The organism is Dietzia sp. NPDC055343, assembly GCF_053645265.1.
Genome location: NZ_JBSHMJ010000151.1, coordinates 1 through 1,395, shown reverse-complemented (window position 1 = coordinate 1,395; position 1,395 = coordinate 1). Strand labels below are relative to the sequence as shown.

General features: G+C 65.9%; 1 protein-coding gene. It reads left to right on the top strand.

The features are described from left to right. Positions 1-420: 420 nt before the first annotated feature. The gene (locus ACWIE7_RS19275) at positions 421-1,086 is read left to right on the top strand and encodes a DNA-processing protein DprA (RefSeq protein ID WP_190265262.1); all 666 of its coding nucleotides are present in this window, start codon (positions 421-423) and stop codon (positions 1,084-1,086) included. The last annotated feature ends 309 nt before the right edge of the window (positions 1,087-1,395 follow it).

The following is a 1,395-nucleotide window of genomic DNA, read 5'->3' as shown; positions in this document are numbered from 1 at the left end:
GTCCGGCCCCTCGGCTGAACCACCGCCTGACTCAGCTCGTATACGCCCAACCTTGATACGCTGGGTTACCAGTACCCGCCGCCACCCCGGCGGCGGGCGAAGGGGTCACCCCCTCGCGCTCCCCCAGCCGGTCGCATCCGCGACCGGGGCCGCCGACAGAGGGCGGCCAGTATGTCGGCCGCTGCGCGGCCGCACCGCTAGAACGCTTCGCGTTTTTACCTTGAAGCCTGGCGGCATTCTACGTTCGCTCCACCTCCGCGCAAGTGCTTTCGCGGCATATCCTCGCTCGCTGCGCTCGCTCCGGTATTCCACGGTCACTTGCACTCCGGCTGCGCTCTCTGCGCGGCACATTCGTGCCTTCACGGCAAAAAACGTGAGGGATAAGGGGAACTACCCCGACCCGCTCGGAAGGAGCACACCATGTCTGATCTGGCAACGCTTACCGCCCATTCGCACCCGGCATTCTTCGGCCGACTGAGCGCTATCGGCACCACCGCCCCAACGCGCATTTGGGCACGCGGCGACCTGTCGCTGCTCGACCAGCTCGACCAGACCGTGAACATCGACGGATCGCGCGCCAGCACCGCCTACGGCACGCAGATCACGGCCGAGTTCGTCGCTGACCTCGCACGCGATTACGTCACCATGACGGGCACCGCCTACGGCATCAACGCGGCCGCCGCCCGCGCAGCGCTCGCCCAGGGCGACCGACTCATAATCTGGCAGGCATCCGGCCACGGCCGACCCTACCCCGAGGCTCACCGGCAGCTCATCGACACCATCGAGGCCGCACCGAACACGCTGCTGCTCACCGCAGTTGAACCGGGCGCAGCACCCACCCGATTCCGGTTCATTGAGCGCTCGCGCCTGGCAGCCCTCGCCGCAGGAACAACGCTCATCACCGAGGCAGGCGCGCGCAGTGGCGCACTGCTCGGTGCACGCATCGCACACGCCGCAGGCCGCAACGTCGCAGCGATCCCCGGCCCGATCACCAGCGCCGCCAGCGCAGGATCACACCAGCTCATCAGCGACGGCGTAGCTCGACTCGCAGCCACCCCCAAGCAGGTGCGCCAGCTCATCCCGTGACCAGGCAAGCCCTAATAGGCCGATAAGACCTATTAGGGCCGCAGCTAGTCTGCGTATTGCATCAGATGAATCACCACGGTCCCCCGGGCGACATGGTGCTGCGAGACGTCTGGCGAGGGCTCTGACCTGCGCAGATGCCTCTCCGTACACGATGTCGAGCAGCGGTAAGGCGCCCGGGGCTGTGCGTGGACGCGTTTGAGCCGGTTACGCAGACAGGCTCTGTTGCAAAAATCGTGAAGCTTGAGCATGCTTGGCGGAGATTGGACGGACGGAACGATGACGGATTTCAAGTGGCGCCATTTCCAGGGT

Excerpts from the sequence above, each read along its gene's own strand:
- ACWIE7_RS19275 (WP_190265262.1), top strand. The coding sequence starts at position 421 with ATGTCTGATCTGGCAACGCTTACCGCCCATTCGCACCCGGCATTCTTC.